The organism is Streptomyces changchenzhani (assembly GCF_039766235.1).
Classification (GTDB): Bacteria; Actinomycetota; Actinomycetes; order Streptomycetales; family Streptomycetaceae; genus Streptomyces.
This window is the reverse complement of the sequence record NZ_JBDHNH010000016.1, coordinates 101365-126452: the sequence shown is the minus strand read 5'-3', so window position 1 is coordinate 126452 and position 25088 is coordinate 101365. Positions and strand designations below refer to the sequence as shown.

The window sequence follows — 25088 nt, the reverse complement described above, 5'->3', positions numbered from 1 at the left end:
ACTCTCCGGGACGTCACTCCACCGTGTCGCGGCACAATCTCCGCGCAAGGTGTCTCCTGAGTAACTGCCCTGACCTGCACGGCGAGCGCATGGCACAGACAGTGACCGCTCGGCGGCAGCCGCTACTTGGGGCAAATAGCGTCAATCAGCGCGAGATTAACGGTCGCATCCGGGCGTGAAATCGAGTCCGAACTTGGCCGAAATGCTCAACAAGCGACATGGCGCACGGCGTCCCATTGCCGCAATCGAAGCGCCCCGATGAGGGCTACTCTGCGTCAGTGATGGACAGTGCCGTACCTCCCCTCCCCACCGGGCCGGGACCGCGCCGACGCGACCGCCACGGCCGTGGCATGCGTGGGCCCGTCGCCCCGCCCCAGGTGCCGCTCTCGGCCAGCCGCGCGGTGGCCTTCGGCGACCTCGTACAGGACTCCGTGGAGCGTCTGGAGCGGCGCTGGCCTCAGCTGTCCGAGGTCGATTTCGTGGTGCTCGACGTGCCACGCACCGGCGGGGACGATCCCGAGGCGTGGGCCACTGAGGCAGTGCCGCTCGGCGGAATGATGGCCGCGACGAGCAGCAACCCCGCACGGATCGTCGTCTACCGGCGTCCCGTCGAGATCCGCTCGAAGAGCCGCGACGAGCGTGCCCTGCTCGTCCACGAGATCGTCGTGGAGCAGGTCGCGGAACTGCTCGGCCTGTCACCGGAGTCGGTCGACCCGCGGTACGGACAGCAGGAATAGTCCCCCACCCCGGACGACGGGACGACCGGACGACGTACGGACGACGGGACGACCTGACGTCCGGACTGCGGGGCCGCCGGACACCGGGACGGACGCCGGGGGCTGCGGGACGACGTACGGACCGTGGAGCCGTCGTAGAGGCGATGCCGGGTTCCGTGGTGGCCTTGGGACCTTTTCGGGCCGCCACGCGTGCGTGGCGGCCCGAAAAGGTCCCAAGAAGGCCCGTGGTGATCCCCCGGAAGCCCGGGGGATCACCGGCTCAGTCGTCCAGTACCGACAGGTCCTGCTCCGCCTCCGGCACCGAGACCGTGCCCCGGTCGTCCGGCAGTGTCTGCACGGTAAACATCGGGATGCCGTCCTCGGGCAGTTCGAGCGCGCGCGAGGCGTGCACGGGCCCGCCCGACTGCGGCTCGACCGTCAGGGCGTACGAGCCCTTGAGCCCGGCCGGGACCGGCGGCTTCTTTACCGCGAGCGTCGTGCCCGCCTTGACGGTGTACGTCTCGACGACCGGCTCGCCGCCCCCGCTGCCCGCCGACGCGGTGACCTTGACCTTGGCGGCGGCGCCCGGCGCGGTCAGCGACAGCACCGAACCCTCGGCCCTGTTGTCGGCCGCCGTCGCCCGCTCGCCCACCGGGGCGGTCGCCGGGATGTACGCCACTTCCTGACTGGCGCCCTTGCCGCGCACGACGCGCAGCGCCGCGACCACCGGCGCCGTTCCCGTCGACGGGGTCAGCACCAGGGATCCGGGCTCGCCCTTGGTGACGTCCTGAAGGTCGACCGAGGAGGTCATCCCCGACTTCACGTGCAGGGTCTCGCTGCCCGCGGGGGCCAGCGAGCCGCTCGGGCCGGCCAGGCGCACCTTGAGGTCCGCGTCGTCGTCACCGGGCGCGAATACCACCAGACGCACCGATGTGGCGTCCGCCGGGATGCCGGGGAGTACGGCGGCGCTCGACGGGTCGGCGGAGGAGGCCAGCCAGTCGCTGCCGAGCTTCCCGTCCATGGCCTGGACGACGGCGCCGACGCGGCCGGAACGCGTGGTGACGTGGACCGTCACATTCTCGGCGCGGTCCGCGGTCAGGGTGGAGAGCAGCACGGGGACGCTGGACCTGGCGGGGACCGTGATCCCCTCCCCCGCCTCGGACTTGAGTGCGCCGTCCTTGCCGTACAGCTCAATGTCGGCGACCGCGGCGGTGTCGTCGGGATTGGTGAGGTGGACGTAGTCCTGCCGCGATGCGCCGGTGCTCGCGCCGGGGAACCAGAAGTTGGTGTCGGGCGCGGTGCAGCTGACGCCGAGCAGGCCGCGCGCGCTGCCCGCGGTGACCTTGGTGGTCTGCTGGGCGGTCCAGCCGGGGGCGAGCGGCCCGTCGGCCGCGCCCACGAGGGCCGGGGAGTCGGCTCCGGACGCCTCGGCGGTGGCCGGCTTGCCGGGCTCCTTCAGCGAGACGACGGGCTTGCTCTCGCGGGCCTTCCCGGAGCCCTTGTCGTCCTTCTTCCCGTCCTTGTCGTCCTTCTTGCCCTTGTTCTTGTCGTCGTCCGGGTCCGCCAGGGTGGCGGCGGTCGGGACGAGCTCGGCGGAGCCCGTCTTCCCCGCGCCGCTTCTGCCGGGCGGAGTGAACGAGGTGTACGTCGTCTCGGCGAGGTCGGACGTGCTCGGCGCGGGGCAGAGCAGGCTGGAGCGCTCGACGGGCAGCCGTGCCGGTTTCGCCGTCGCGGCCTTTTCCGTGCCGCCGTCCGGCGCGGAGACCACGGCGAAGCCGGTGACAGCGGCGAGGGCGGTGGTGACGGCGAGCAGGGAGAGAGTGCTGCGGTTCATCGGTTGGTGCTCCCGTCGGGGCGCTGCTCGTTCTCATTCTCGGCGTTGTTGTCGGCGTTGTTGTCGGCGTTGTTGTCGTGGCCTTCGGCGTAGGGCTCGTAGGGCTGCTGCTGTTGTCCGTAGCCGTACGGGTCGTACTGACCCTCCTGGTACGGCTCCGTCCGATACGGCTCCGCCTGGTACTGCTGCTCACCGCCGTGGTTCTGGCCGTCGCCGTACTGGCCCTGCGGGTACTGCCCTTCCGGGTACGGGACGCCCTGCTGCTGAGCGCCCTGGTACTGCTCGTCGCCGTACTGCTGCACCGGCTCCTGGGCGTACTGCTGCTGTTGCTGCTGTCCGTACTCGGCGTCCGTGTAGGTCTGCGCGTCCCACTCCCCGTACTGCTGCTGCGGCACCGTCCCGTAAGGGACCTCGCCGGGCTGCGGGGCGAAGGTGTCCTGCTCCTGCGGGACTTGACCCGGTACGTGGCCGTACGGGTCCGCGGCGGGCGGCACGGGGGCCTGCTCCGCTTCGTCGTCCAGGGGGGCGTGCACGGTCTCGGCCTGCGCCGCCGCGCGCAGCCTGCGCGCCCTGCGGCCCTCGCCCGCCACCGGCTCCGCGGCCACCACCTCGGGCTCCTCCTCGGGCAGGTCGTCGTCGACCTCCCGGCGGCGGCCCGGCAGCGCGAGCACCAGCAGGAGCAGGGCGAACCCCGCCTGGGTCCAGGTCCACGCCGTGTGGGCGAAGGACGACTCGTAGGTCAGGTCGAGCCGGCCACCCTCGGTGGGCAGTTCGAAGCCCTGCGCCCAGCCGTCGATGGTCTTCTTCGTCAGGACGCGCCCGTCGAGCATGGCTTGCCAGCCGTCGGCCGCGGCGTCCGCGATCCGCAGGACGCGGCCCGCTTCGCCCGCCGGGATCTTCGTATGTGCCTCGACCCGGCTCGATGCTACGGACAGCGGTTCGCCGCCCTGCTTGCCCGAGACGATGGTGGCCCGCGCGACCTGCCGGTCGACGCGCCACAGCGCACTGCCGTCCAGCTGACTCAGCCGGCTCAGGCCCGGGGTGGAGTCGAGCACCCGGCTCATCGAGCGCGGCGCCCCGTCCCGCACGAGGACGTAACGCACCGCGTACCCGCCGAGCTGGCCTGCCTGGTCGGCGCCGGAGCCCGCCACCAGGTTGGAAACGATCTTGTTGAGTTCCGGGTTGTCGCCCGCAGCCTCGGCGAGCTCCCCGTCGCCGAGACGGGCGCCGGAACCGCGGACGAGTGCGTACGGGACCTTCGCGGCCGATGTGCCGCCGAGGACCAGGGTGCGCGCCTGGTCGCGGGTGCCGCTCTCCTCCGCGACGAACGCCGGTACCTGTACCGGGTCGCGCCGTTCCAGCGGCCCGGCGGCGCCGCTGAGCATCCAGCCTGCGGCCGCGAGCAGCGGCCCCGCCGCTGCGGCGAAGGCGATCAGCACCGCGACGGGCTGGCGCCAGCCGAAGCTCTGGGTGGCGACGCGTTCGCGCGCACCGTCCGCGCCAAGCACGGTCGCACCGATCAGCGCGATGCCGTAGACCAGGGTCGCGGGTCCGGCCCAGCCTTCGTAGTTCGACAAGGCGGCGAACACGAGGGCGACGAGCGCCACGGCCCAGGCCGCGCGGACCGCGAACTGCCGCTCACCGCGCAGCAGGGCGGCCAGCGCCGCGAGGACGATGCCGATGAGCAGCAGGCCGCCCACGGCCTTCGGCCCGCCGGGGCTCGCGCCCAGCAGGTCGAGCGCGGTGGCCGTGCCCGTACCGAATTCCAGGCCCGCCTCGCGGAAGAAGCCGGCCGGTCCGGTCAGCAGGGAGAGCGACCAGGGGGCCAGCATCAGCACCGGGGTGCCGAGCGCGGCCAGGAAGCGCAGTCCGTACGCGGTGAGGTCGTCGCGGCGCAGCACCAGCACGCCGAGGCCGAGCACCAGGGCGATGGGCCACACGATCGGGGTGAAGGCCATCGCGAAGGTCAGGAGGAGCGCGTACGCCCAGACGGCGCGCCAGCTGGAACGCGCGCCCCCGGCGCGCAGACCACCCCCGGCGCGCAGACCGCTCGCGGCGACACCGCACCGTGCGATCAGCGGCAGCAGGATCGCCAGTACGGCCGTTCCGAGCCGGCCGCTCGCGAGGGCGCCGGTGGCGGCGGGCAGGAAGGCGTAGGCGATGCTCCCCCAGGCCCGCAGCAGCCGTGACTCGACGAGCGGGCGCGAGGCGAAGTAGGCGGCGAGGCCGGCCAGCGGCACCGAGCAGACCAGGAGCACGGTGAGCGCGAAACCGGTGGAGCCGAGGAAGAGGGCCGACAGGGCCGCGAGCACCCCGAGGTACGGGGGCGCCGTCTGGGTGCCGCCCGTCCCGATGGGGTGCCAGACGTCCGCGTAGCGGGACCACAGGTCGCCGACGTCCGCCGGCGCGGGCAGCAGCGCGCCGCCCGCCAGCGCGCCGCCGCCGAGGAGTCCCCGGCAGGCGATGAGCGAGACGAGCAGCAGCAGGGCGAAGAGCACCGGGCCCGGCTTGCGCACGACGCGCTTGACCCGGACGAACTGCTCGACCTCCATGAAGTCCGCGTCGTCCCCGCCGGGTCCCGATTCGACGACACCGTGCCGTGAACCGGCGTCGGCCTCCGTGCTGCTGCCGAAGCTGCCCGCGACCTGTTCGAAGGTGGCCCTGATGGTCGCGCCGGTGGGCGGGAACAGCGGGCGCAGTTCGCTCGCCTCGACGGTGCCCTTTCCGCGCCGCTTCCTGGCCGCGATGATCTTTCCGGGGCGCAGCAGTGTGCCGAAGAGTCCGGTGACCTCGTCGACCGCCTGCCCCGGCACCTTGCCCACCAGGTAGGCGAGGGTGCGCAGCAGCGTCCCGAGGACGAGGCGCAGCATGACGTACGGCAGGAGGGCGCCACGTGCGTTGACGAGCATCGTGTAGACGGCGCCCGCCTTGTCGACGCGGTGCGGTCCCGCGACCGACCGTCCGGCGCAGTCGATGGGCCGGCGCTCCCGGGCGGACGCCTCCGCGTGCCGCAGTACCGCGTCGGGCGCGACGAGGACCCGGTGGCCGGCGGCGTGCGCGCGCCAGCACAGGTCGACGTCGTCACGCATCAGCGGCAGCCTGCGGTCGAAGCCGCCGAGCTCCTCCCACACATCACGTCGGACCAGCATGCCCGCCGTGGACACAGAGAGGACCGAGCGGACCTGGTCGTGCTGGCCCTGGTCCTGCTCGCGCCGGTCGAGGCCGGTCCAGCGGCGACCGCTGTTGGCGATGGAGACGCCGACTTCGAGGAGCTGCTTGCGGTCGTACCAGCCGCGCAGTTTGGGGCCGATGATCGCGGCGTGCTGGTCGGAGTCCGCGACGCGCAGCAGTTCCGCGAGGGCGCCGGGGTCGGGCGCGCAGTCGTCGTGCAGCAGCCACAGCCACTGGACCGGCTCGCCGTGCGGAAGGTCGGGCAGGTCGTACGCGTCGTCGTGCCAAGTCCTGCTCACCGGGTCCCAGCCGCTCGGCCGCTTCAGATAGGGCAGTTCGTCAGGAGTGAGGACGGCCGCCGTGCGTACCGCCTCGTCGACGGCCGTCCCGAAGCCGGAGCGGCGTGCGAGGTGCAGCACGCGCTCGGCGCCGAAGGCGTCCGCGAGCAGTTGGGCGGAGTCGTCCGCGCTGCCGGTGTCAGCGGCGACGGCGTTCTGTACGGGGCGTTCCTGCCCCAACAGTCCGGTGAGCGCGTCGGGGAGCCAGCGGGCGCCGTCGTGGGAGACGAGCACGGCGGTGACGACATGCCGGGGGAACTCGGGCGCGGCCGCCGCGTACGGCGCCGACGTTTGGCTGTGCACGGACATCGGGGTACGGGCCCTCCGGCCGGGGTCCGGGGGTCGCCCCCCGGAAGGCTGCTGTCTGCTGTGTGGACGCCCGCGCCCCGTGGGGGCTTTGGTGCGCCTCGGACAGCGGCCCACACTAACGGCTGAGCAACACAGCGGTCCGCCGCCCGCAGACAAGACGCGGACGACGGACCGTTCATTACGTACAGGCTTGTGCGGTTCGGCACCGGTCGGTACCGGGACGCAGCGCTCGCGGAGCGGCCTTCTGTTCAGACAGCGGCCTTCTTCAGCCGCCGGCGTTCACGCTCGGACAGTCCGCCCCAGATTCCGAATCGCTCGTCGTTGGACAGCGCGTACTCAAGGCATTCGGAGCGGACCTCACAGGCGAGGCAGACCTTCTTGGCCTCCCGGGTGGAACCGCCCTTCTCGGGAAAGAAGGACTCGGGATCGGTCTGGGCGCACAACGCGCGCTCCTGCCAGCCGAGTTCCTCGTCCGCGTCCTCGACCAGCAGTTGCTGGAACAGCTCGGTCATGTGCGCCCCTCGTCTGTCTTTTGCTTCCCCGTGATCTGGCCGTTACCGATTTCGGCCGAAACGACACGAGTGAAATTACAAGTGCGCCGATCCGGGCCAGTCAAGCCAAGATCTGCTATTGGGCCCGTTATTCACTCTGCGGAACCAAGGTTATGCGGAAAGTGATCAAATCGCCAAAAACTGTGACACATGCCAAGGTCTCATTCACGACTTCCCCTTCACCAGGGAAGGATGCAGTGGCGTTGGATCTTGTTGCGATTCGTCCGCAGAAGCGACCCGGATCACAGTCCGATCACGAGACCGCAACGGCGTTTACTGGTGCGGTTGATGCGCCACATCTCCGCGCTGCCGCCTGCACAAACCTTTCTCCGCATCCTGTAACCGGATGAGGTGAAACATTACCGCCAAAACGGTCACGGGGTTGACAGGGAGTGAGCAAACATGTCTTCTTGATTTCATGCCAGAGACCGCAGCGCGCCCCCGGACCCACACACGTGGGTTCCGTTGCGCCGCCCAGTGCGCCGTCCAGGCCCGCTGTTGCTGTTCCAGCTGCTCCAGCTGTTGAAGCCTCCGCGCTCCAGCTCACTCTCCGTAATATCGCATGCGTGACACTGCGTCACCTCTGATACCTCTTCTTGCGACACCCCAGCACTCATGCCGAGGAACCCCCGCATCATGAACAGCGCCAGCAGCCGCACCCACGTCGAGAGCGACCTCCAGATCGCCGGCGACATCCTCGCCGTCCAGCACCTCCTCCAGCCCGCCCGCGAGCACCCGGCCACCGTCGCCGAGTTCGTCGGCCTGGCACGCTCCATCGCCGCCGACCGCACCCAGTGGCAGGACCTCGTCGAGTACGACGCGACGACCCGCTGGTACCACCGGCTGCGCACCGGCCCCGGTTACGAGGTCTGGCTGCTCAGTTGGGTGCCGGGACAGAGCAGCGGTCTGCACGACCACGGTCTGTCCTCCGGTGTGCTGACCGTCCTCGACGGTCAGTTGAACGAGCGCACGGAGCGGGCCCAGCGCACGCTCTCGGCGGGCGCCCAGCGCGTGTTCGCCCCCGGGTATGCCCACGAGGTCGTCAACGACTCCCTGGAGCCCGCGGTCAGCCTCCATGTGTACTTCCCCGGCCTCACCGAAATGCCGATGCACGCCGCCCGGTGCGCGCCGGCCGCCGAGGATGTCGTAGTCGCCTGACAGGCCCTCCCGCCGCCCGGCCACCACCCCGCAACGGACCGGTGCGCGGCTGACAGACTGTCCGCATGCGCATTGTGGTTCTGGCAGGCGGTATCGGCGGCGCTCGCTTCCTCCGCGGCCTCAAATCGGCCGCGCCCGACGCGGACATCACTGTCATCGGCAATACCGGCGACGACATCCATCTGTTCGGCCTGAAGGTCTGCCCCGACCTCGACACCGTGATGTACACCCTCGGCGGTGGCATCAACGAGGAGCAGGGCTGGGGGCGTACGGACGAAAGCTTCCGGGTGAAGTCGGAGCTCGCGGCGTACGGCGCCGGGCCCGAGTGGTTCGGGCTCGGCGACCGCGACTTCGCGACGCACATCGTGCGTACGCAGATGCTCGGCGCGGGCTATCCGCTGAGCGCCGTCACCGAGGCGCTGTGCGCGCGCTGGAAGCCGGGTGTGCGGCTGCTGCCGATGTCCGACGACCGGATCGAGACGCATGTCGCCGTCGATGTGGACGGCGAGCGCAAGGCCATCCACTTCCAGGAGTACTGGGTGAAGCTGCGGGCGTCCGTGGACGCCCAGGCGGTGGTGCCGGTCGGCGCGGAGCAGTCGAAGCCGGCCCCGGGGGTGCTGGACGCCATCGCCGAGGCCGACGTCATTGTCTTCCCGCCGTCCAATCCCGTGGTCAGCATCGGCACGATCCTGGCCGTGCCCGGCATCCGTGAGGCCATCGCCGAGGCGGGGGTGCCGGTCGTCGGCCTCTCCCCCATCGTCGGTGACGCTCCGGTGCGCGGCATGGCGGACAAGGTCCTGGCCGCGATCGGCGTCGAGTCGACGGCAGCGGCGGTCGCCCAGCACTACGGGTCGGGGCTGCTCGACGGCTGGCTCGTCGACACGGTGGACGCGGGTGTGGTGGACGAGGTGGAGAGCGCCGGGATCAAGTGCCGGGCCGTGCCGCTGATGATGACCGACATCGAAGCCACCGCGCAGATGGCCCGCGAGGCGCTGGCGCTGGCCGAGGAGGTACGGGCGTGAGTGCCCCGTCCGCGCCGCCGTCCTTCCGGGTGTGGGCGGTGCCCGGACTGCCCGAGGTGCAGCCGGGTGACGACCTCGCCAAGCTGATCGTGGGCGCCGGGCCCGGACTCGTCGACGGTGATGTGGTGCTGATCACCTCGAAGATCGTGAGCAAGGCCGAGGGGCGCGTGGTGCGGGCGTCCGACCGCGAGGCGGCGATCGACGCGGAGACGGTACGTGTGGTCGCGCGGCGCGGGACGCTTCGTATCGTCGAGAACCGGCAGGGCCTTGTCATGGCCGCGGCCGGGGTCGACGCCTCCAATACGCCCGCCGGGACCGTACTGCTGCTTCCCGTTGATCCGGACGCATCGGCGCGGCAGATCCGCGACGGGCTGCGGGACGCGCTGGGGGTCAGTGTCGGGGTCCTGGTGACGGACACCTTCGGGCGGCCCTGGCGCAACGGTCTGACGGATGTCGCGATCGGGGCGGCCGGGGTGCGTGTCCTCGACGATCTGCGGGGCGGGACCGACGCGCACGGCAATCCGCTCAGCGCGACGGTCGTCGCCACGGCGGACGAGCTGGCCGCGGCGGGCGACCTGGTGAAGGGCAAGGCGGAGGGGCTGCCGGTCGCGGTGGTCCGGGGGATGTCCCATGTGGTGGCCGGCTCGGGGCCCGCCGGTGCTGGTGCTTCCGACCCCGCTGCCGGTTCCGGCTGGGAGGGCGCGCGGGCGATGGTGCGCGGCGCTGCCGACGACATGTTCCGGCTCGGGACGTCGGAGGCGGTACGCGAGGCCGTGACCCTGCGGCGTACGGTGCGGGACTTCACGGACGAGCCGGTCGATGCGGCGGCGGTACGGCGTGCGGTCGCCGCGGCCGTCACGGCGCCCGCGCCGCATCACACGACGCCGTGGCGCTTCGTACTCCTGGAGTCGCAGACGTCGCGGGTCCGGCTGCTCGACGCGATGCGGGACGCGTGGATCGCGGATCTGCGGGACGACGAGAAGTCCGCGGAGTCCATCGCGAAGCGGGTGCGGCGCGGCGACTTCCTGCGCAGGGCGCCCTACCTGGTGGTTCCGTGCATGGTGATGGACGGCTCGCATGCGTACGGCGACGTACGCCGGGACACCGCGGAGCGCGAGATGTTCGTGGTCGCGGCGGGCGCCGGGGTGCAGAACTTCCTGGTCGCGCTGGCGGGTGAGCGGCTGGGGTCGGCGTGGGTCTCCTCGACGATGTTCTGCCGCGACGTGGTGCGCGATGTGCTGGGGCTGCCGGACGGGTGGGACCCCATGGGGGCGGTCGCGGTGGGCCACGCGGCGGCTCCGCCGGTCGCTCGGGCCGCGCGGGATGCGGGAGCGTTCATCGAGGTGCGGTGAGGGGGGCGCGGGCCGCGGGGGTGCGGGATTGATTCCCCTGACCCGCCCCTTCCCGAAACCGGGGCAGGCCCCGGACCCCGTGAGTGATCGTGCGGCAGGGGTGGCGCGTCCTGCGGCCGCGATGTCCTCAATCGCCGGACGGGCTTGATATGGCCGGGACTACAGCCGGGCAATGTCGTTCCTGTACACGCGGGGTGCACGGCGAGGTGGGGTGTGGCCCGACAGGAGGATCAGGCGGGCGGCCCGGTGGCGCTGGCCCTCGTACGGGCTCAGGAGCCTCAGCATCGCCTCGTCGTCCGTGCTCCGGTCGCCCGCCAGCGCGTAGCCGACCGTGCCGGGCAGGTGGAGGTCGCCGACCGTCACCGCGTCGGGGGCGCCATTGCTGCGTTGCAGCGTCTCCGCCGCCGTCCAGGGGCCGATGCCCGGGATCAGCTGGAGGCGGGCCGAGGCCGACGCGAGAGGCATGGCTGCGGCCTCCTCCAGACGGGCGGCCACGCGTACCGCGCGCAGGATCGTCGACGAGCGCTTGTTGTCGACGCCCGCGCGGTGCCAGTCCCAGGAGGGGATCAGCGCCCAGGTCCGCGGGGCGGGCATGACATGCAGCGGGACGGGGGCGGGGCCGGGCGCCGGTTCGCCGTGGGTCTGGACCAGCCGGCGCCAGGCGCGGTACGCCTCGTCGGTGGTGACCTTCTGTTCCAGGACCGACGGGATCAGGGATTCCAGGACCAGGCCGGTGCGCCCCAGCCGCAGACCGGGGCGGCGGCGCAGGCTCTCCGCGACCACCTTGTGGTGCGCGGTGAAGAGTGACGGGTCGTCCAAGGAGCCGAGGAGCGGCGGCAGTTGGGCCAGGAGCCAGTCCGCTCCCGGGCCCCATGCCGTCGCGTCCAGTACGCCGCCGGGCGAAGCCACGCGCAGGGTGCCTGGCCCCTCCGGGGTGCGGCTGGCCCGCCAGTACGCGCCGTCCGGGGTCCTGCGGAACGTCGGGTCCCAGGGGCCCCGGCGCAGCGGGCCCAGGACGAGGGCGAGGTCGCCGTCGGGCAGGGGCGTGCCGGAGCCGCCGACCCGTGTCGCGGTTTCCGTACGGGGCGGCGACACAGCGGTGCGCAGAGTTGGGAAACGGCCGGCCACGGTCCCGAGCGTAACCGCCGTCCCTGTGGTCCCGCAGGAGTCCTGGCCGGGTCTCCTCCTGGTCCGACTACCGGTCCGACGAAAAGCGGATCGCCGCGTCCGGGATCGATGCGCCGCACCACACCCGTACGCCGTCCTGGAGTTCGTTGTCGGCGCCCACCGTCGCGCCGTCGCCGACGACCGCGCCGGACAGCACCGTACGGTCGCCGATGCGCGCACCCGCGCCGATCAGTGAGTCGGAGATCACCGCGCCCGCCCCGATCACCGCGCCCGCCAGCACCGCGCTGCCGTCGATGCGCGCGCCTTCGCCGACGACCGCCCCGTCGCCCACCACCGTGCCGCCGGTCAGCTTGGCGTCGGAGGCGACGGAGGCGGTGGGCAGGACCAGCCGGTCGCCGCAGCGGCCGGGGACCGCCGGGGACGGGGCCCTGCCCAGGACCAGGTCGGCGGAGCCGCGGACGAAGGCCTGCGGCGTACCGAGGTCCAGCCAGTACGTGGAGTCGACCATGCCCTGGAGGTGGGCCCCCGAGGCGAGCAGGCCGGGGAAGGTCTCCCGTTCGACCGAGACGGGCCGGCCGGCCGGGATGGTGTCGATGACCGAGCGGCGGAAGACGTACGCGCCCGCGTTGATCTGGTCGGTGACTATTTCCTCGGGGGTCTGCGGCTTTTCGAGGAAAGCCGTCACCCGGCCCGTGGAGTCCGTCGGGACGAGGCCGAACGCCCGGGGGTCCTCGACCCGGGTGAGGTGCAGCGAGACGTCCGCGCCCGACGACCCGTGGGTGGAGACGAGGGCCTCGATGTCGAGGCCGGTGAGGATGTCTCCGTTGAAGATGAGGACCGGCTCGTCGGGCCCCGAGCGGAGCCTGGAGGCGACATTGCGGATGGCCCCGCCGGTGCCGAGGGGCTCGTCCTCGGTGACGTACTCCAGGTGCAGTCCGAGCTCGGAGCCGTCTCCGAAGTGCGGCTCGAAGACCTCCGCGAGGTACGACGTCGCCAGCACGATGTGTTCGACTCCGGCCGCCCGTGCGCGGGCCAGCAGGTGGGTGAGGAACGGGACGCCTGCCGCCGGGATCATCGGCTTGGGGGTGTGCACCGTGAGCGGACGCAGCCGGGTGCCCTTGCCCCCGACCAGGAGGATCGCTTCAGTCACCTTGTCGTCTCTGCTTCCTGCTGGGGCCGGCCGGGTACGGGCAGGCCAGTGTATGCAGACTGTTCGAACGCCCCCGGTCAGCGGCCCTGAAGGCGGGCCGATGAGCTCCGGGCCGTGCCGAGCTTGTTGTAGAGGCGGCCTCCTGGGCACTCGGTGGCGAATCCGTCCCGGTGTCCTGAGATTACGTGGAGCCTGACGTTCGCGCCCTTCTTGTACAGGTTGCCGCCGCCGGACTTCAGGGTTGTCCTGGCGCGGGGGTTGGCTCCGTGCAGACCGAGCTTCCAGGCGGTGATACGGGCGATCGCATTCACCGCGGCGGCGGGCGGGTTCGACGAGGTGTAGGTCCCGATGACGGCGATGCCCGTGCTGTTGGTGTTGAAACCGAGAGTGTGCGCCCCAAGAACCGGCTTGGCCACACCGCCTGCCCGGCCTTCGTAGATGTTTCCGCACTTGTCGACGGCGAAGTTGTAGCCGAAGTCGCGCCATCCACTGCTCTTGACGTGGTAGCGGTAAATACTGCGAAGGACTGAGCTCGCCTGCCCGCAGCTGTAGTTGTTGCCGGTCGCGCTGTGGTGCACGAAGGCGGCCTTCACCGTCTCGGTGTAGCCCAGCTTGCGCTCACGCATCCTCTCGTCGGCGCCCCACCCCTTGCGCGTGATGATGCGCGGGCGCGGGCCGATGTACGGCCTGGCGGCCACGAGTCCCGCGTCGGCCTCCGTCTCGGCCCTGGTCAGGGCCGGGAGTTCGGTGGCGAGCGAGGAGCGCCCTGCGTCGGCGGCGTCGGAAGAGCCCGCGGGCGGCGGGGCGCCGGGGTCGACCAGTTCCAGCCGCAGGCCGGCCGGCAGGGGGGCGCGGACGGCGCGCTCGGAGGGCGCGGCGTTCTCGTGCTGCGCCGGGCTCTCGTGCTGCGCCGGATTCTCGGACGGTCCCCCGCTCGCGGACTGCACGCGTACTTCGACGCCGTCGGAGGCGCCGACCCACAGGGGTGCGGTCGAGCCGCGCACCTTCCCCGAGTCGCGCTCCGCCGTACCGGGGTCGGCGGCGTGCTCGCTGTTGTGAGTCTCGACGTGCTGCCAGGCGGACCAGGTGCCCCTCCCGGCAGCCCGGGTACGGACCTGGACCGTGCCGTCCAGCTCGGCGGAGGCGTCGTCCCAGACGACACCGACCAGTGAGAACGGCTGTACGTCGCGCTCCGCCAAGCCCTGTGGAGTGGCGGCGGGGCTCGCGGACCGCTCACTGCGAGGGGCGAGTGGCGTGAGTGGCAGGGACTGGGTGGAGCCCGGCAGCGCCTCGCCGGCGGGCGCGGGGGCGGAGACTGCCGTGGCCAGCGGTGCGGAAGAGGCCACGGAGACGGACGGAAGGACCAGAGCGGCGGTGCACGCGACGCCGATCGCGGAAGCAAGGTAGGCACGCATACAACAGATCTTGGACATAGTCGTATAAGTCTGTCCATTGGGGATCTGATGGTGCGTCGGCCGAATTGGCTAACCCCAAGTGCGTGGACCCCGGGCACGGCAGTCCTCGCACCAGGGGCGCCGCGTACCCTTGCGCGGGTGAACGCCATCGATCGCACCCCCGCCGACCTGCTGCGATCCGCGCTCGCCGCGGACCCGGCCCGCCCCCTTGTCACCTTCTACGACGACGCCACCGGCGAGCGCGTCGAATTGTCCGTCGCCACCTTCGCCAATTGGGTGGCCAAGACCGCCAATCTGCTCCAGGGCGACCTCGCCGCGGCGCCCGGCGACCGGCTCGCGCTGCTGCTGCCCGCGCACTGGCAGACCGCGGTCTGGCTGCTCGCCTGTTCCTCGGTGGGCGTGGTCGTGGAGGTCGGCGGCGACCCGGCCGACGCCGACCTGGTCGTCACGGGACCCGACACGGTCGAGGAGGCGCGCGCCTGCCGCGGGGAGCGCGTCGCGCTCGCCCTGCGCCCCCTGGGCGGCCGCTTCCCGCAGCCCCCCGCCGGGTTCGCGGACTACGCCGTCGAGGTGCCGGGACAGGGCGACCGCTTCGCCCCCTTCGAAAAGGTCGACCCGGACGCCCCCGCGCTCACCGTCGTGGACCCGAGCGGGCGTACGGAACTGACGGGTGCGCAGCTGGTCGAACGGGCCCGTACGGACGCCGGGGCTCTGGGGCTCGACGGCGCGGCGGGTGCACGGCTGCTGTCAGGGCTGGCGTACGACTCCTGGCAGGGACTGTCCAGCGGCCTGTACGCGCCACTCGCCGCCGGCGGATCCGTGGTGCTGTGCCGAAACCTCGACCGGCTCTCCGACGAGGACATCGCCAAGCGCGTCGACAGTGAGCGCGTCACCAACACGGCGGTACGACAAGCCCCCTGAGGGCCACCCGTCCGGCCCACCCACTGCCGAGCCCCCGGGCCTGAGCGTCAACTCCGGTACATGATCGACGGTACGCATCGCACAACCAAGCGCGAGGTTCGGCCGTCTACCCCTGCGACCGGCGGCCGAGCGCGCCGCCGACTCCGTGAAGGATGGACGCAGACGTGACCGACAGTGCTGGCACGCCCTCCGGACCGGACACCCCGGCCGAGGACGAGGCGAAGAACGAAGCCTCCGAGGGCAGGAACGAAGAGACCGGCACGAGTACGGGCACAGGCACGGACGCGAGTGCGGACACGGGTGCGAGTGCGGACACGGACACGGGTGCGGGTGCGGACACCACCGCGGCGGCCGACGGCGCCACCGACGACCACGCCGCCGACTCCGGCACCGCGGCGAGCACCGATGCGGCTCCGGCCGCCAACCGCAAGCGCCACTGGCTGCGTTGGACCGCCATCGGCGCGTCCTTCGTCCTGCTTGTCGCGGCCGGTGTGGGCTGGTGGCTCTACAAGAAGCTCGACGGCAACATCACCACCGACACGACCGCCGCCGCGGAGCTGGAGACGTACGAGAAGGAGCGCCCCACGCCCGTCGTTCTGGACGCCCAGAACATCCTGCTCATCGGCTCCGACACCCGCTCCGGCAAGGGCAACAGCAAGTACGGCCAGGACGAGGGCAGCCAGCGCTCCGACACGACGATCCTGCTGCATCTCGCGGCGGACCGGCAGAGCGCCACGGCCGTCTCGCTCCCCCGCGATCTGATGGTGGAGATCCCCAGCTGCCGGCGGACCGACGGCACCCGCTCGGAGGAGCAATTCGCTCAGTTCAACTGGGCCTTCGAGTTCGGCGGAACGGCCTGCACGATCCGTACGGTCGAGCGGCTCACCGGCGTCCGGCTCGACCATCACATGGTGGTCGACTTCGACGGCTTCAAGGGGATGGTCGACGCGGTGGACGGCGTCGAGATCTGCCTCAGCAAGCCGATCGACGACAAGGACGCCCACCTCAAGCTCGCCAAGGGCCTCCAGACGCTCAACGGCGAGGAGGCGCTGGGCTACGTACGGGCGCGCAAGTCCATCGGCGACGGCAGTGACACCGAACGCATGGACCGCCAGCAGCAGTTCCTGGGCGCACTGGTCAACAAGGTGCAGAGCAACGGCGTACTGCTCAACCCGACGCGGCTCTACCCGGTGCTGGACGCGGCGACGAAGTCCCTGACCACCGACCCGGGCCTCGACTCGCTCAAGGATCTGTACGACCTGGTGCGCGGGATGCGGAACATCCCTACCGAAAAGGTGCAGTTCATGACGGTGCCCCGGCAGCCGTACAGCTACGACCAGAACCGCGACGAACTCGTGGAGCCGGACGCCGGGCGCCTGTTCAAGCAGTTGCGCGAGGACCAGCCCGTCTCGATCGTGCCCGAGGGGTCCGAAGAGGCGGAAACGGGAACGGACGAGTCCTCCGAAAGCGAGGAGGAGTCCGATTCCTCGTCCGACGAGAAGCCCGACGACGCGGGTGCACAGAGCCCCACCCCTACACCGACTTTCACCGGAACCAATGCGGCCACCGAGAAGTGCGAGTAAAGCCATGCCCAAGGCAGACCCGGCAACTGATGCGTATCGGACGTATTGCCCAGTTGTAAGGGGAGTGGAATTTGTCACGCACGTCGCCCGGCGCTGAACTGGGCAGATAGTGTGACGCGATCCGGTGCCTCATGCCCTCAGGTCGTGGTCGCACTGCTGGATCGAAAGACCGAGCGCCTGAGGGGAGGCGCCTCGCGTGGCTCCGACGGAGGACTCAAACAACCGTGGATGCGCAAAACCGTGGGCGGGCCGAAGAAATCGACCCCGCAGACCAGTGGGTACTCAACCCGACTACCGGTCATTACGAATTGCGACTGGACCAATCCGCTGGGCAATCATCCGGGTCTTCCGACAGCGGTTCCGCCAGTGGTACGGGCAGTCGTTCTGCCCGTAATGCCCCCAGTGGGACCGCGCCCAGGAAGACGACCCGGGACGGAACGACCGCCCCGCGACGCGAGGTTCCCGGCCAGCGCAGCCGACGGACCGGCGGCAAGGCGGGCGGTTCGCGCGGCGAAGGGTCGGGCCCGCAGACCGGGCGCCGCAAACGCAAGCCGCAGAAGACCCGCAAGAAGAAGGCACTGCTGTGGACCGGCAGCGTCATGGCGCTTGTTCTCATCGGCGGCTCGCTCGGCGCGTACCTCGTCTATCAGCACTTCAACGGAAACCTCAACACGATAGACGTCCCCGGCGCGGGCAGTGGCGGCTTCAAGAAGGACCAGGCCGTCAACGTCCTGGTGATCGGCACGGACAAGCGCACGGGGGCCGGCAACGAGGGTTACGGCGACAAGGAGAGCGTCGGCCACGCCGATACCACGATCCTCTTCCATGTCTCCAAGGACCGTACGAACGCGACCGCGCTGTCCATCCCACGCGACCTGAAGACCGACATCCCGGACTGCCCCACCAAGGTCGGCGACACCGAGAAAATCGTCCCCGGCGAGCGCGACGTCCGCTTCAACACCAGCCTTGGACAGGGGGACCGCGACCCGGGCTGCACCATGCGCACCGTCAAGGAGCTCACGGGCATCACGGTCGACCACTTCATGATGGTCGACTTCAACGCGGTCAAGACGCTCACCAGCGCCGTCGGCGGCGTCGAAGTCTGTGTCGCGAAGGACGTCGACGACCCGGACTCGCACCTCAAGCTGTCGGCGGGCAAGCACACGATCGAGGGCGAGCAGGCCCTCGCGTTCGTCCGCACACGGCACAGCTTCGGCAACGAGAGCGACCTCGACCGGATCCAGACGCAGCAGCAGTTCCTGGGCTCGATGATCCGCAAGATGAAGTCCAGCGAGACGCTCACCAGCCCCACCAAGGTGTTCGACCTGGCGAATGCGGCCACCAAGGCACTGACGGTCGACAGCGGAATCGGTGACATCGACAAGCTCCGTGCCCTCGGCGTGGAGCTCGGCAAGGTCGACCCGAAGAACATCACCTTCACCACTCTTCCGGTGAAGGACAACCCGGCGGAGACGATCAAGGCGACGGTCGTCGTCGACGAGGCCAAGGCCGATCCGCTCTTCGCGATGATGGCGTCCGACACCTCGCTGACCGAGGTGAAGCAGAAGGAGAAGGCGGCCAAGAGCAAGCAGCAGGCGCTGCTCAAGGGCCCCAGGTCGGCAGCCGATGACGTACGCGTCAGTGTCTACAACGGCGGCGGCCCCCCTGGCTCCGCCTCATCGACGCTGCTCTGGCTCCAGAACGAGATGCTCGTGACGAAGTCGAGCAACGAGAGCAACGCCCCGAACCAGCCGAAGACGACCCTGAAGTACGCCCCGAACCAGGCCGACCAGGCCCGCAGGCTCGCGGACATGATGGGTCTGCCCGCCGCGGCGATGAAGCCCGGCACGCAGGACGCCAAGGAGCTGGAGCCGATGACCCTGGTCCTCGGCGCCGACTTCAAGGAAGCGGGCACACCGATCGCACCCCCGGCAAAGGCGCCGGAAGGTATCCAGAAGGTCGGTGCCGACAAGTCGGTGTGCGCCAAGTGACCTCGGGTCAAGTGGCATCAGGTCATCCGGCCTCGGGTCATCCGGCCGTACGAAACATCTGAAGCAGCGGGGGAATCTGGTGGGGCAGAGCAGTGTGCGGGGTGATAGACCGCGACAACGCGATCGACGCGCCCGCGAACTGGGCTGGGACGACAGCCTGTACGAGGGTGGGAGCGGCCCCGGGGTCGCTGCGGGTGGCAGTGGCGACGGCGGTGACGGTAACGGTGACAGTGGTGACGGCAACGGCTCCGGCTCCGGCTCCGGCGACGACCGTGGCGGTAAGGGCCGGAGAAGCGGCCCGCCGCCTCGCAAGGGCGGCGGGAGCAGCGGCACGAAGAAGCGCGGGAAGGGCCGAATACTGCGGCTGACCGCGATCGTCCTCTCGCTGCTCATACTCGCCGTGGCCGGCGTCGGCTACCTCTACTACAACCACCTCAACAGCATTCTGAAGAAGGACGAACTCACCCTCGGCGACAAGGCCATGGCCGACCACAAGGCCAACGCCGCCGGGCAGACCCCGATGAACATCCTGCTCATCGGCTCGGACGCCCGTAACTCCGACGTGAACAAGCGGCTCGGCGGCGCCCGGGACACCTTCGACAGCCCGCCGCTCGCGGACGTACAGATGCTGGTGCACGTCTCCGCCGACCGCAGCAATATCTCGGCCGTCAGCATGCCGCGCGACACCCTGCTCAAGATGCCCAAGTGCACCGACCCGGACACCGACAAGGTCTACCCGGCGAGCACCGGGCTGATGATGACCAACGAGAGCCTCGGCCGCGGCGGCCCCGGCTGCACGGTCGCCGCCTGGTACAACCTGACCGGCATCACCATCGACCACTTTATGATGATCGACTTCGGTGGTGTGGTGTCCATGGCGGACGCCATCGGCGGCGTCCCGGTCTGTGTCACCGACAACGTCAGCTCCCGCGACAGCCAAGGCCATGGCTCGGGCCTGAAGCTCAAGAAGGGCACCACCAAGGTGCAGGGCGAGCAGGCCCTCCAGTGGCTGCGTACCCGCTACGGCTTCGAGGACGGCACCGACCTCGCACGTACTCACGCGCAGCACATGTACATGAACTCGATGGTCCGGGAGCTCAAGCAGAACACCAAGCTCAGCGACCCGAACAAGCTGCGCAAGCTGGCCGAGTCCGCCACCCGGGCGCTCACCGTCGACAAGGGCCTCGGCACGGTCAAGAAGCTGTACGACCTGGGCGAGGACCTCAAGCAGGTCCCGACCGCCCGCATCACCATGACCACCATGCCGTGGGAGTACTCCACGGTGCAGAACGGCAAGGTCGAGCCGAAGAAGGACGAGGCCGAGCAGCTGTTCCGGATGGTCCGTGAGGACACCCCGCTGGACGGCAAGGCCTCCAAGAAGCAGCAGCCGAAGGCGAAGGCGGCTTCGTCCAAGGACGAGGCCGCGCCCGCCGCGGAGATCGCCGTCATGGTGCAGAACGGCACCGGCAGCGTGACCGAGGCCCCGGTCCGGGGGCGCGCCGCGGCCGTCACCCAGATCCTCGTGGCCAAGGGCTTCACGCTGGCCAGGGCGGACACCCGGCTCAGCCCACAGGAGCGGACGACCGTCCTGTTCCCCAGCGTCGACCTGGAGGGCGACGCCCAGGCCGCGGCGAAGGCCATCGGGGTGCCGCTGACGTCGGTGCGCAAGTCCACCGACGTCTCCGGCGTCGCGCTGGTGGTGGGCGCGGACTGGCGCACCGGCAGCGTGTTCCCGAAGGCGGCGGCGAAGGCCGACGACAAGACGCCGGAGTCGGCGCGGGCACTCAATGGCGAGGACACGGGCGCCTGCATGAAGGTCGACAAGAACTTCACCTGGTAGCGCGGCCGGTAGGTATGAGGGAGGGGCCCCGGTCACGATCGTGACCGGGGCCCCTCCCTCATACCTACCGGGCTACGGCTGGGGCTCGGCCTGGCGGACCGCCGGGCGGCGGCTCGCGATGACCTTCTTCGCCAGCGCGCGCGGGCTGGTCAGGAAGCCGTACCCCCACGACATGTGCATGGTCGCCAGGGCGACGGGGATCAGCGCCCGTGCCTTCAGCGACAGGCCCTTGCCCGCCGGGAGCGAGCCGCCCACGATCGCGGCCAGGTAGCCGGCCGGGACGACGAAGCCCCACGGGGTGAGGGCGACGCCCACCACGATGCCCGCGGCGATCGCGCAGACGGCGGTCGGCGGCGCGAGGTAGCGCAGGTTGATCGAGCCTGAGTGGAAGCGGGCGACGACGTGGCGCCAGCGGCCGTACTCCTTGTACTGCTTGGCGAGCGCCTTCACCGAGGGCCGCGGCCGGTACTGGACCTTCAGCTCGGGCGAGAACCAGATCAGCCCGCCGGCCTCGCGGATCCGGAAGTTCAGCTCCCAGTCCTGGGCGCGGACGAACTCCACGTTGTAGCCGCCCTGCTGTTCGAGGGCCTCGCGCCGGAAGACCCCCAGATACACGGTCTCGGCCGGGGCGGCCTCGCCGCCCGTGTGGAACGCCGCGTTGCCGACGCCGATCTTGGAGGTCATGGCCGCGGCGACGGCTTCCTCCCAGGCGCTCTCGCCCTCGGCGTGCATGATGCCGCCGACGTTCTGGGCGCCCGTCTCCTCCAGGAGGCGGACGGCCGTCGCGATGTAGTTCGGCGAGAGCATGCCGTGGCCGTCGACCCGCACTACGATGGGGTGCCGGGAGGCCTTGATGGCGGCGTTCAGCGCGGCGGGCGTGCGGCCCGTCGGGTTCGGGACGGTGTGGACGCGAGGGTCCTCGCGCACCAGCTCGGCGGCGATCTCGTCGGTGCGGTCCGAGGACGGGCCGATCGCGATCACCACCTCCATCTCGCCGTCGTAATCCTGTTCCAGGATGTGACGGACCGAGTTGCGCAGATGCCGCTCCTCATTGAGGACCGGCATGATCACGGAGACTGCGGGGGTGGCGTTCATCGGGGGTCACGTTACCGCGAATGGGGGACACGGACGCGCGGCGGCCGGTCGGTGCGCCAGGTCGCGGATCGTATGGGCTTACGGTGCTCAAGATCCCCCCTTGCCTTCGCGGAGGTGTCTCAGTTGCCCACGTCGCCCCGCCATCGGCAGAGCCGCAGAAGCCGCAGCAGAAGGCAGGACGAACGCCCACGGTGGGCCATGCGCATGGCCACGACTCTCTCGGTCGTGGTGCTCGGCGCGGGTGGCATCGGTCACGCGGTGCTGACCGGCATGGAGAGCGGCATCGACCGGGTCGACCCGTTCCGGGACATGAAGAACCGTCCCGAGGGCAGTCACGGCACGAACATCCTGCTCGTCGGCACCGACGGCCGCGACAAGATCACGCCGGCCGAGAAGAGAAAGTACCGGCTGGGCGGCGCCCCCTGCCACTGCACCGACACGATCATGATCGTGCACATTTCCGAGGACAACGGGCGCGCGAGCATCGTGAGCCTGCCGCGGGACAGTTACGCGGAGGCCCCCGAGCACACCGACCAGTCCAGCGGTGAGCATCACAGGATGCACCCGGTGAAGATCAACGCGGCGTACGCGGAGGGCGGCCCCCAGCTCACCGTGCGGACCGTGGAGCACATGACCAAGGTGAAGATCGACCACTATCTGGAGGTCGACTTCACCAGCTTCATGAAGACCGTGGACGCGGTCGGCGGGGTGGAGATCTGCACGGTCCGCCCGCTGAAGGACTCGTACACCGGTCTCGATCTGCCCGTCGGCACCCACAAGCTGAACGGTGGCGCGGCCCTGCAGTACGTACGCTCCCGGCACATCGACGGGGCCGCCGACCTCGGCCGCATGCAGCGCCAGCAGCGCTTCCTCGCCGCGTTCATCGCCAAGGCGAGCAGCAGCGGCATTCTGCTGAACCCGGTGAAGTTCCAGCAGGTCACCGGCGCGCTGCTCGGCTCGGTGCGCGCGGACAAGGGGTTCGGCAGCCAGGAGATGCTCGCTCTGGGCCGGGCGATGAAGGGCTTCTCGCCGGCGTCCTCGGAGTTCACGTCCGTACCGATCGGGAAGATGGGCTATCCGGTCGAGGGCATCGGGTCGACCATCAAATGGGACCCGGTGAAGTCCGAGAAGCTCTTCAGGGCGCTGCGCGAGGACAAGCCGCTCGCCCCGTACCGGGTGAAGAAGCCGAAGGCGACGCTCGTCGATGTGGCGCCGCAGCAGATCCGTGTCCAGGTCTACAACGGGACGCCGACCGTGGGGATTGGCAAGAGCCTCGACAAGGCGCTGCGGGGGACCGGTTTCCGGACCACCAGGATGCCGGTCAACGCACCCCGGCTGAATCTGGCGCGCACCCTCGTCACGTACGACCCGCGCTGGGACCGCTCGGCGAAGTCGTTGCAGACGGCGCTGCCCGGGTGCGAGCTGCGCGCGGTGCCGGGGCAGGGCGGGCTGCTGAAGGCGACCGCGGGCGCCGACTTCAAGGCGAACCCGAAGCTGGTCAGGAAGGTGATGGCCGAGGACCCCTACCAGGGCGAGTTCGGGGCGGTCACCGGCGACCAGGTGGTGTGCCCGTGAGTGCGTAGGGCTTGGGCTCAGTCGTCGAAGCCGTCGGCGATGCGCTTCTCCCGCAGTTCCTTGATCGCGCGGCGCCGGGCCAGCCGGTGCGTACGCCGGATCTGGGCCTCCTGGTAGCGCCGCTTGTCGCGCTCGGACTCGGGCTGTACGGGCGGTACGGTGCGGGGCTTGCCCTCGGCGTCGACGGCCGCGAAGACCAGGTAGGCGCTGCCGACCTGCTGCGCGGGGGTCGACTCGTTCCAGCGCTCGGCCAGGACCCGTACGCCGACCTCCATCGAGGACCGGCCTGTCCAGTTGACCTGCGCCTTCACATGGACCAGGTCCCCCACCCGCACCGGCTCCAGGAAGACCATCTCGTCCATGGACGCGGTGACGGCGGGCCCGCCGGAGTGTCGGCCTGCGACGGCCCCCGCCGCGTCGTCCACCAGCTTCATGATCACGCCGCCGTGCACGGTGCCGAGCAGATTGGTGTCGTTGCCGGTCATGATGTGGCTGAGCGTGGTGCGGGACGCCGAGGTGGGCTTGCCCGGAATATCAGCTTCCGAGCGCGGGGCCTGATCTGTCATGCCCTCCACCTTATGCGCGGTCACCTTTGCATCAGCTCTGCAACAGCACTGCCCCGATTTCCCACCTGCTCTGTGAGCCAGGCGTATTTTGCCTGCACACTGGACCGTATGAGCGACTGGCCCAACGGGCGGACCAACGACCGCGGCGACCGTAACGGACGCGGCGACGCGCAGCCTGAGGGCGCGCGGGTGATGCGGCATGTGCAGCGCGGGCAGGTTCCGCAGCCGGCCGCGCCGCCGCGCGGTCCTGTTCCGCCGCAGCAGTCGCAGGGATACGACGAATACGGCCGCGGTGGCGGCGACGGCTACAACACGGGCCAGGTCTACGGCGGCGACGACGGCAGCGGTGGCTCACCGCCCCGCGGCGGGCGCGCGCCCCGCAGTGGACCGGCGCCGGACTGGAGGCGCCGTATCAAGCTCGGATCAGTGACGCTGGTCGTCGTGCTGCTCGCCGTCTCGATCGGCACGTACTTCTGGGCGGACGGCAAGCTCAAGCGCGAGGTCGACCTCTCGAAGGTCATCGAGCGCCCGGGGGCCGGCGACGGCACCAATTACCTGATCGTGGGCTCCGACAGCCGCGAGGGCATGACCGCGGACGACAAGAAGAAGCTGCACACCGGCTCCGCCGAGGGCAAGCGGACCGACTCGATGATGATCCTGCACGACGGTTCCAACGGGCCGACGCTGATCTCCCTGCCGCGCGACTCCGACGTGGAGATCCCGTCCTTCGTGGGCTCGCAGTCCGGCAAGACGTTCCCGGCGCAGGGCCGACGGGTGAAGCTGAACGCGGCGTACGCGGAGGACGGCCCCGAGCTGCTGGTGCGGACCGTCGAGCACAACACCCACCTGCGCATCGACCACTACGTGGAGATCGGCTTCGCGGGCTTCGCCGGCATCGTGGACGCGATCGGCGGCGTGGAGATCGACATCCCGAAGGCGTTCAAGGACAAGAAGTCCGGCGCCGACTTCCAGGCGGGCAAGCAGACGCTGAACGGCGAGGAGTCCCTGGCGTTCGTACGGACGCGGTACGCCTTCGCGCGCAGTGACCTGGACCGTACGAAGAACCAGCAGAAGTTCCTGGCGGCCCTGGCGAGCCAGACGGCGACGCCGAGCACCATCCTCAACCCGTTCAAGCTGTATCCGACGATGGGCGCGGGCCTGGACACCCTCATCGTCGACAAGGACATGTCCCTGTGGGACCTGGGCCAGATGTTCTTCGCGATGAAGGGCGTCACCGGCGGCGAGGGCAAGTCGATGAACATCCCGATCTCGGGCAGCAACGGCGGCAACCTGGTGTGGGACAAGGCGAAGGTCGCGCAGCTCGTGGATCAGCTGAAGAAGGACGAGAAGGTCACGGTCACCGAGAACTAGCC

Annotated in this window: 18 protein-coding genes; 10 read left to right on the top strand and 8 right to left on the bottom strand. The window is 70.4% G+C overall.

Annotation, left to right across the window (positions count from 1 at the left end; all coding sequences use genetic code 11):
• Positions 1–281: 281 nt before the first annotated feature.
• Positions 282–737: a metallopeptidase family protein gene (locus ABCR94_RS35240; RefSeq protein WP_347125180.1), complete on the top strand. Its 456-nt coding sequence runs from the start codon at positions 282–284 to the stop codon at positions 735–737.
• A gap of 259 nt (positions 738–996) precedes the next feature.
• Here the strand turns inward: ABCR94_RS35240 and ABCR94_RS35235 are convergent, their stop codons facing one another.
• From ABCR94_RS35235 to ABCR94_RS35225, 3 genes are all read right to left on the bottom strand, one after another.
• On the bottom strand, positions 997–2550 hold the full coding sequence (locus tag ABCR94_RS35235; protein ID WP_347125146.1) for a DUF5719 family protein: 1554 nt from the start codon (positions 2548–2550) through the stop codon (positions 997–999).
• Positions 2547–6368 (bottom strand): glycosyltransferase family 2 protein, encoded by a 3822-nt coding sequence (locus ABCR94_RS35230; RefSeq protein ID WP_347125144.1) that lies wholly within the window; start codon positions 6366–6368, stop codon positions 2547–2549. Before ABCR94_RS35230 ends, ABCR94_RS35235 begins: the two co-directional genes overlap by 4 nt.
• A gap of 248 nt (positions 6369–6616) precedes the next feature.
• On the bottom strand, positions 6617–6880 hold the full coding sequence (locus tag ABCR94_RS35225; protein ID WP_030927001.1) for a WhiB family transcriptional regulator: 264 nt from the start codon (positions 6878–6880) through the stop codon (positions 6617–6619).
• 675 nt (positions 6881–7555) lie between these two features.
• Here ABCR94_RS35225 and ABCR94_RS35220 point away from each other — a divergent pair.
• The 3 genes from ABCR94_RS35220 (at position 7556) to ABCR94_RS35210 (ending at position 10451) form a co-directional block, all read left to right on the top strand.
• Positions 7556–8077: a cysteine dioxygenase gene (locus tag ABCR94_RS35220; protein ID WP_347125141.1), complete on the top strand. Its 522-nt coding sequence runs from the start codon at positions 7556–7558 to the stop codon at positions 8075–8077.
• A 65-nt stretch (positions 8078–8142) separates the two neighbouring features.
• Positions 8143–9099, top strand: coding sequence for a 2-phospho-L-lactate transferase (gene cofD / locus ABCR94_RS35215; protein WP_347125140.1), 957 nt, complete (start codon positions 8143–8145; stop codon positions 9097–9099).
• Positions 9096–10451 carry a coenzyme F420-0:L-glutamate ligase gene (locus ABCR94_RS35210; RefSeq protein ID WP_347125139.1) on the top strand — a complete coding sequence of 452 codons (1356 nt, stop codon included), beginning with the start codon at positions 9096–9098 and terminating at the stop codon, positions 10449–10451. Before cofD ends, ABCR94_RS35210 begins: the two co-directional genes overlap by 4 nt.
• 159 nt (positions 10452–10610) lie before the next feature.
• Here the strand turns inward: ABCR94_RS35210 and ABCR94_RS35205 are convergent, their stop codons facing one another.
• From ABCR94_RS35205 to ABCR94_RS35195, 3 genes are all read right to left on the bottom strand, one after another.
• Positions 10611–11579, bottom strand: coding sequence for a DNA-3-methyladenine glycosylase family protein (locus ABCR94_RS35205; RefSeq protein ID WP_521978528.1), 969 nt, complete (start codon positions 11577–11579; stop codon positions 10611–10613).
• 67 nt (positions 11580–11646) lie between these two features.
• Positions 11647–12729, bottom strand: a complete 1083-nt coding sequence (manB, locus tag ABCR94_RS35200) for a mannose-1-phosphate guanylyltransferase (RefSeq protein ID WP_347125137.1) — start codon at positions 12727–12729, stop codon at positions 11647–11649.
• 77 nt (positions 12730–12806) lie between these two features.
• A complete protein-coding gene (locus ABCR94_RS35195) occupies positions 12807–14144 on the bottom strand; it encodes an N-acetylmuramoyl-L-alanine amidase (RefSeq protein ID WP_347125135.1) in 1338 nt (445 codons plus the stop codon).
• Between the two features lie 138 nt (positions 14145–14282).
• Here ABCR94_RS35195 and ABCR94_RS35190 point away from each other — a divergent pair, with 138 nt between their 5' ends.
• From ABCR94_RS35190 to ABCR94_RS35175, 4 genes are all read left to right on the top strand, one after another.
• Entirely contained in the window at positions 14283–15065 is a 783-nt protein-coding gene (locus tag ABCR94_RS35190) for a TIGR03089 family protein (RefSeq protein WP_347125133.1), read from the top strand.
• A gap of 152 nt (positions 15066–15217) precedes the next feature.
• Positions 15218–16648 (top strand): LCP family protein, encoded by a 1431-nt coding sequence (locus ABCR94_RS35185; RefSeq protein WP_347125132.1) that lies wholly within the window; start codon positions 15218–15220, stop codon positions 16646–16648.
• A gap of 224 nt (positions 16649–16872) precedes the next feature.
• On the top strand, positions 16873–18639 hold the full coding sequence (locus tag ABCR94_RS35180; RefSeq protein ID WP_347125129.1) for an LCP family protein: 1767 nt from the start codon (positions 16873–16875) through the stop codon (positions 18637–18639).
• A 79-nt stretch (positions 18640–18718) separates the two neighbouring features.
• Entirely contained in the window at positions 18719–20479 is a 1761-nt protein-coding gene (locus ABCR94_RS35175) for an LCP family protein (protein ID WP_347125127.1), read from the top strand.
• A gap of 72 nt (positions 20480–20551) precedes the next feature.
• Here the strand turns inward: ABCR94_RS35175 and ABCR94_RS35170 are convergent, their stop codons facing one another.
• Positions 20552–21574 carry a glycosyltransferase family 2 protein gene (locus ABCR94_RS35170; RefSeq protein WP_347125126.1) on the bottom strand — a complete coding sequence of 341 codons (1023 nt, stop codon included), beginning with the start codon at positions 21572–21574 and terminating at the stop codon, positions 20552–20554.
• Positions 21575–21646: 72 nt separating this feature from the next.
• Between ABCR94_RS35170 and ABCR94_RS35165 the strand changes: the two genes are divergently transcribed.
• Positions 21647–23149, top strand: coding sequence for an LCP family protein (locus tag ABCR94_RS35165; protein WP_521978524.1), 1503 nt, complete (start codon positions 21647–21649; stop codon positions 23147–23149).
• 17 nt (positions 23150–23166) lie between these two features.
• Here the strand turns inward: ABCR94_RS35165 and ABCR94_RS35160 are convergent, their stop codons facing one another.
• Positions 23167–23715, bottom strand: a complete 549-nt coding sequence (locus ABCR94_RS35160) for an acyl-CoA thioesterase (RefSeq protein WP_347125122.1) — start codon at positions 23713–23715, stop codon at positions 23167–23169.
• A 108-nt stretch (positions 23716–23823) separates the two neighbouring features.
• Here ABCR94_RS35160 and ABCR94_RS35155 point away from each other — a divergent pair, with 108 nt between their 5' ends.
• Entirely contained in the window at positions 23824–25086 is a 1263-nt protein-coding gene (locus ABCR94_RS35155) for an LCP family protein (protein WP_347125120.1), read from the top strand.
• Positions 25087–25088: the final 2 nt, after the last annotated feature.